Annotated in this window: 7 protein-coding genes; 4 read left to right on the top strand and 3 right to left on the bottom strand. The window is 67.9% G+C overall.

Translation table 11 applies throughout. The features are described from left to right. The 4 genes from Tchar_RS13085 to yajC all read left to right on the top strand — a co-directional run. Positions 1 to 375: integrase core domain-containing protein (locus Tchar_RS13085; RefSeq protein WP_144329431.1), on the top strand; the 375-nt coding region annotated here is incomplete at its 5' end. Positions 376 to 400: 25 nt separating this feature from the next. After that, on the top strand, positions 401 to 1,576 hold the full coding sequence (locus Tchar_RS13080; protein WP_144329430.1) for an MFS transporter: 1,176 nt from the start codon (positions 401 to 403) through the stop codon (positions 1,574 to 1,576). Between the two features lie 202 nt (positions 1,577 to 1,778). Further along, positions 1,779 to 2,027 (top strand): DUF3079 domain-containing protein, encoded by a 249-nt coding sequence (locus Tchar_RS13075; RefSeq protein ID WP_144329429.1) that lies wholly within the window; start codon positions 1,779 to 1,781, stop codon positions 2,025 to 2,027. Between the two features lie 153 nt (positions 2,028 to 2,180). After that, positions 2,181 to 2,525: a preprotein translocase subunit YajC gene (gene yajC / locus Tchar_RS13070; RefSeq protein WP_144329428.1), complete on the top strand. Its 345-nt coding sequence runs from the start codon at positions 2,181 to 2,183 to the stop codon at positions 2,523 to 2,525. Positions 2,526 to 2,768: 243 nt separating this feature from the next. Here the strand turns inward: yajC and Tchar_RS13065 are convergent, their stop codons facing one another. The 3 genes from Tchar_RS13065 to thiD all read right to left on the bottom strand — a co-directional run. Next, the gene (locus Tchar_RS13065) at positions 2,769 to 3,722 is read right to left on the bottom strand and encodes a cyanophycinase (protein ID WP_236640471.1); all 954 of its coding nucleotides are present in this window, start codon (positions 3,720 to 3,722) and stop codon (positions 2,769 to 2,771) included. After that, entirely contained in the window at positions 3,719 to 5,014 is a 1,296-nt protein-coding gene (hemL, locus tag Tchar_RS13060; RefSeq protein WP_144329426.1) for a glutamate-1-semialdehyde 2,1-aminomutase, read from the bottom strand. Before hemL ends, Tchar_RS13065 begins: the two co-directional genes overlap by 4 nt. A gap of 78 nt (positions 5,015 to 5,092) precedes the next feature. Next, a partial coding sequence (thiD, locus tag Tchar_RS13055; protein WP_144329425.1) for a bifunctional hydroxymethylpyrimidine kinase/phosphomethylpyrimidine kinase occupies positions 5,093 to 5,942 on the bottom strand: 850 nt, incomplete at its 5' end.

Here is a 5,942-nt window from a genome sequence, read left to right as displayed (position 1 = left end):
ACCGACAACGGCAAGAAATTCACGGATCGCTTCATCACACGGGGAGAGCGTACGCCGACCGGCAGGCATCAGTTCGATCAGCTCTGCGAGGAGCTAGGCATTGAGCATCGCCTGACCCGCCCAAAACACCCGCAGACCAACGGCATGGTTGAACGCTTCAACGGGCGCATCGCCGACATCCTGCGCACCCATCACTTCCATTGCGGCGAAGAACTTGAGGCCACCATCCTGCGGTATGTCTGGCCGTACAATCACCAGCTGCCACAGAAAGCCTTGGGGCATGTCAGCCCTATCCCGGCCATGAAACAATGGCAGCGATCACACCCCGAACTGTTCAACAGACGTGTTACCAATCAGCCGGGACACGACACCTAGCCCCTCACTTCCGGCAGAGTCCACGTTGGCACGAGACGCGAGTCCTCTGACCAGGCTCCCCACCGGCGTGTGGGTCCTCGGTTTCGTCAGCCTGCTGATGGACATCTCCTCCGAGATGATCCACAGCCTCCTGCCGCTGTTCATGGTGGGCACGTTGGGTGCGAGCGCCGTCGCGGTCGGTCTGATCGAGGGCTTGGCGGAGTCGACGGCACTGGTCGTCAAAGTGTTCTCGGGGGCGCTGAGCGACTACCTGGGCAAGCGCAAGGGGCTGGCGGTGTTCGGCTACGCCTTGGGGGCGTTGACGAAGCCGCTGTTCGCCGTCGCGCCTACGACGGGCGTCGTGCTTGCGGCCCGTCTGCTCGATCGCGTGGGCAAGGGCGTGCGGGGAGCGCCTCGCGACGCCCTGGTGGCAGACCTCGCGCCGGCCGCAGTGCGTGGTGCGGCCTTCGGCCTTCGGCAGTCGTTGGACACGGTGGGGGCGGTCCTAGGGCCGCTCTTGGCCGTGGGCCTGATGCTGTGGTGGGCCAACGATTTCCGGGCCGTGTTCTGGGTTGCCGTGATCCCAGGGCTGCTCGCCGTCGCACTCCTGCAATGGGGGGTGGACGAACCCGCGCGCCATGTCGGTGAGAAGCGCACCAACCCCATTCGCCGCGAAAACCTACGGCGATTGGGCGGCGCGTACTGGTGGGTGGTCGCCGTGGGCGCGGTCTTCACGCTGGCCCGTTTCAGCGAGGCCTTTCTGGTGCTGCGTGCCGAGCAGAGCGGCATCGCGGTCGCGCTGGTGCCGTTGGTGATGGTGGCGATGAACGTCGTCTACGCTGCGTCGGCCTATCCCTTCGGGCAGTTGTCCGACCGCATGAACCACAAGGTGCTGCTGGCCCTGGGACTGCTCGTGCTGATCGCGGCCGACGTCGTGCTCGCACTCGGCGGCCATTGGACGACGGTGCTGGCCGGCGTGGCGCTGTGGGGCATCCACATGGGAATGACCCAGGGCCTGCTCGCCACCATGGTGGCCGATACAGCGCCCGCCGAGCTGCGGGGCACGGCCTTCGGGGTCTTCAATCTGGTCAGTGGTTTCGCCATGCTCGTGGCGAGCGTCGTGGCCGGTCTGTTGTGGGACCGGCTCGGCGCATCGTTCACCTTCTACGCGGGGGCTGCATTCAGTGCCCTGGCCTTGCTCGGGCTGTTGAAGAAGCCCTGAGCGACATCGGCCACCAGGCGTTCCAAATTCTTGTGTTGCGGGTGTAAACGGCGGGGGCGAAGACCTGGCCCCGCACTGAGCCCCACGGGTCGCCGCGGCCTCGGTTTGACCTGGCTCAGAGTCGCGGCTGTCGTCGGCCCTATCGTGGGCGGGTGGCGCGCCGAGCGGGCCCGGCCCGCGTTGCCATCCGCGCCTCGAACTCATGGCCAAGCGATTTCCGATCCGTCCGCTGCACCCGGAGCGCGTGTGCTGGGGATGCGACCAGTACTGCCCCTCCGACGCTCTCAAGTGCGGCAACGGCACCGTCAGAACGCCTCACCCGGTGGAGGTGTTCGGGGACGACTGGATGGACTGGGGGCTGGATGCCGGCGCCGCGACGACGGGCGCCGACGCCCCCCGCCGGGACGCCGACGGACGCCCCGCGGGCCGCGAAGGCGCCGGGATCGCCTGAAGAGGCGGCCGAGCGCGTCTGAGGCAAGCAGGGCGGCGGGACGGCGCCGCCCTGACCCGGCACGCAGCCGGGGCGCCGGCGGTCCATGCAGACGGGCCGGTGGGCACGCATACAATGGAACGTTCCCCATCGTCCGTTACTGGAGACTCAAGCGTGTTCATTTCCGACGCATTCGCACAAGCCGCGCCGGCCGCGCAACCTGGCGCCGAATCGACGCTGGTGAGCCTGTTGCCGCTGGTGTTGATGTTCGTGGTGCTCTATTTCATCATGATCCGGCCGCAGATGAAGCGCCAGAAAGAGCACAAGGCCATGATCGAAGCCTTGGCCAAGGGCGATGAAGTCGTCACCGCCGGCGGCGTGCTCGGCAAGGTGTCGAAGCTCGGCGAGGCCTATCTCCACCTCGAGGTCGCCAACGGCGTCGAGATCCAGATCCAGCGCAGCGCCGAACAGACGTGTTACCAATCAGCAGGGACACGACATGGGCCTCTCTCCAACTGATTGGTATGGCTGGAGGGGGCAGGTCAAAGCGACGCACCACGAGTACACCGAACCCCAAGAGCAACCGCGCTCTGTCAAGTTGGTCGGCCGGATCAGCCTGTATACGGATCTCTGTTACATGGTGGGTACATGCGTGTGGTGATCGGGCCAAGAGCGATCTCGTTGTGTCGAGGATAGGTCGATGTCGACCCATGCCCTCGACAGCTTGATGGGTAAGCGGTGTGCGTGTGGCCGCCGGCCACGTCACAGCCGCAGCGGCCCGGGCTGCACCAGCAGCTCCAGCGCTTGGCGCAGGGCGGGGGGAGGCGCGGGGGCGTCCTCATCGGGTTCGCGCAGCCGATAGCGGGTGCCCGCCGGCAGCAGGTGCAGGCGCAGGTCGAGCATCTGCAGCGGTTCCTCGGGGTCGGCCTCGCGCGCGTTGGCGCGCATCTGTCGTCCGTCGATCAGGGTCACGGCGCCGCTGCCCAGGATCTCGACGCCAGCGCCGCGCTCGATCACCAGGGCCGTATCCTCATCAATGCCCACGCCCAGCAAATCGGGGCGTATCGCCAGCGCCGACAGCAGCCGCCCCAGGCGCCGCCGCTCGTTGAAATGCTGGTCGATGATGGCGTTCGCGATCAGGCCCAGGCCGATGTCCAGGGAGACGGCGTGGCGGTAGGGGCGCAAGGCGGGCTCGCCGATGGCCAACATTTGCCGTGACAGCGCTGCTGCGCCGGCACTGGTGCCGCCGATACAGCAGCCCTGTAGGTGAAAGGCCTGGTGCAAGGCACGCGCCGCCGGCGTGTCCCACAGCGCCGCCATCAAGCGGCGCTGATCGCCACCGCTGATGTATATACCGTCGGCGGACAGCACGCGCTCGATGGCGCGCGGATCGTGCGCCTCCTCGGGCGAGCGAAAGTCGATCGGCTCCACATGCTGCGCGCCCAGTTCCGCCAATACCGTTTCATAGCCGCGCCAGGCACCGTCCGGATCGCTGCTGGCAGCGGTGAGAACGAGCACGTGTGCCAGCGGGCCGCCGCTGAGTTCGATGAAGCGGCGCAGGATGAGGCGGTCACGCTCCCGGTCCTCGGCGCCGCCCACCGCAATCAGGTGGCCGCGCCGCCGGCGGGCCGATGCCGCGGGTACGATGCCGGGTATGGGGAGCAGGCCAACCAGGCCGCGCAAACAATCGCGTCGGCGCAGCATGGTCAGCGTCACAGCGTCGCAAACACCGCGCGTGCGGCCTCCAGCGTCGCCTCGATATCGGCGTCGCTGTGCGCGGCGCTGACGAAGCCCGCCTCGTACAACGCAGGGGCGAAGTACACGCCACGCTGCAGCATGCCATGAAAGAAGTGGGCAAAGCGCGCCGCGTCACTGGCCATGACCTGGGTGTAATTGCGCGGCAGCTCGGGCAGCAGGAAGAAGCCGAACATGCCGCCTTCACTGTCCACACTGAAGGGTATGCCCGCGCGGTCGGCTTCGGTCTTCAGACCCTGCACCAAGGCACGGGTCCGTGCGGCCAGTGCCTCGAAGAAGCCGGGTTGCTGAATGCAGCGCAGCGTGGCCAAGCCGCAGGCGGTGGCCACCGGATTGCCCGACAGCGTGCCGGCCTGGTACACCGGCCCGAGCGGCGCCAGTTGCTCCATCACGGCGCGCTTGCCGCCGAACGCCGCCAGCGGCATGCCACCGCCGATGACCTTGCCCAGCACGGTCATGTCGGGGGCAAAGCCCGGAATGTGCTGCGCATACAGGCTCTGCGCACCGCCCAAGGCGACGCGAAAGCCCGTCATCACCTCATCGAACACCAGCAGCGCGCCGTGCTGCGAGCACAGCTCACGGCAGCGGCGCATGAAGGGCACGCTGGCGCGCACGAAGTTCATATTGCCGGCAATCGGCTCGATCATCAGCGCCGCGATCTGCGCGCCGTGCTCGGCGAACGCTTCTTCGAGCTGGGCGATGTTGTTGTACTCCAGCACCAGGGTGTGCTGTACCACCTCGGGCGGCACGCCAGCGCTGGTGGGGTGGCCGAAGGTGGCCAAGCCGGAGCCGGCCTTGACCAGCAAGGCATCGGCGTGGCCATGGTAGCAGCCCTCGAACTTGATGATTTTGGGCCGACCGGTGACACCGCGCGCCAAGCGAATCGTGCTCATCGCGGCTTCGGTGCCGGAGTTGACCAGCCGCACCATCTCCAGGCTGGGCAGCCAGTGCAGGATGGCTTCGACCAACTCGATTTCGCGCTCGGTGGGCGCACCGAACGAAAACCCCTCGCGCGCGGCGGCTTGCACCGCTTGCAGCACCTCGGGGTGGCCGTGGCCCAAGATCATCGGGCCCCACGAGCCGATGTAGTCGATGTAGCGCTGTCCGTCGGCGTCCCACAGGTAGGCGCCGGCGGCGCGGGCGATGAAGCGCGGCGCGCCGCCGACGGCGCGGAAGGCGCGCACGGGCGAGTTGACGCCGCCGGGAATGACGGCTTGGGCACGGGAGAAGAGCTCGGCGTTGCGGTCGGTCATGGCAAAACGGGGCAAGGGTCAGGGGATCGACGAGGTGACACGGGGGGCGGGCTAGCGCCGCCGCGGTGATGCGTGTGTTCAGGCGGTGTCGTCGGCGGCAGCCGTCTCGGTGTCGTCTTCGGCCCAGAATAGGCGGTCGGGCACGGCGTGGCCCATACCGGGCTGAAAGCCATTGGCCAAGGCGCCGTCCAGATAGGCGAGCGCTTGCGTGCCCGCTTGTCCGATGTCGAGGCCGTGGGCCAGCAGTGCAGCCAGCGCGGCCGATAGGGTGTCACCGGCGCCAATGAAGGTGGCGTCGATGCGCTCGACACGCTCGCTGGCGATGATCTGCTCTGGCGAGGCCAGATGGGTTTCGATGTCGTCGTCGATCGGCACGCCGGTGACCAAGGTGTAGGAGGCGCCGTGCAGCGCCGCCGCGCGTGCGATGTCGCGCGGCCCCGGGGCACGCGGGTCCTCCCAGTCGGGCAGCAGCCAACGTGCCAGGGTATGGTAGTTGCCCACCAACACGTCGGTTTGCGGCAGGATGAGGGCCTCGCAAGCCTCCAGATAGGCGTCGCGCTCGTCGTCTGCGCACCAGGCGAGTTCGGGCAGATAGGTGACGACGGGCAGTTCCTCATAGTCGCTGAGGATGGTGCCGATGGCCGACAGCCCTTCCGCACTGCCGCCAAACCCGACTTTGATGGCCGCCACGGGCACGTCCTCGAGCACGGCGCGCGCCTGGTCGTCGATCCACTCCGCGTCGAGCGCGTGGTGGGCGTGCAGCTGGCGCGTATCGCGCAGCCACACCGCCGTGGTGATGGGCAGGCCGTGGCACGAGGCACTGGCCAACGCCGTCAGATCGGCGGCCAAGCCGCCGGCGCCGGTGGGGTCGCTGGCGTTGAAGCACAGCACGCAGGCCGGATGCGTGGGGGAGGGGGCGGGGTCAGGG

The sequence above is a fragment of the Tepidimonas charontis genome (assembly GCF_007556685.1).
In the GTDB taxonomy this organism is placed as follows: Bacteria; Pseudomonadota; Gammaproteobacteria; order Burkholderiales; family Burkholderiaceae_C; genus Tepidimonas; species Tepidimonas charontis.
The sequence above is the reverse complement of the archived record's forward strand: the minus strand, read 5'-3'. Positions and strand labels throughout refer to the sequence as shown.

Excerpts from the sequence above, each read along its gene's own strand:
- Tchar_RS13075 (WP_144329429.1), top strand. The coding sequence starts at position 1,779 with ATGGCCAAGCGATTTCCGATCCGTCCGCTGCACCCGGAGCGCGTGTGC.
- hemL (WP_144329426.1), bottom strand. The coding sequence starts at position 5,014 with ATGACCGACCGCAACGCCGAGCTCTTCTCCCGTGCCCAAGCCGTCATT.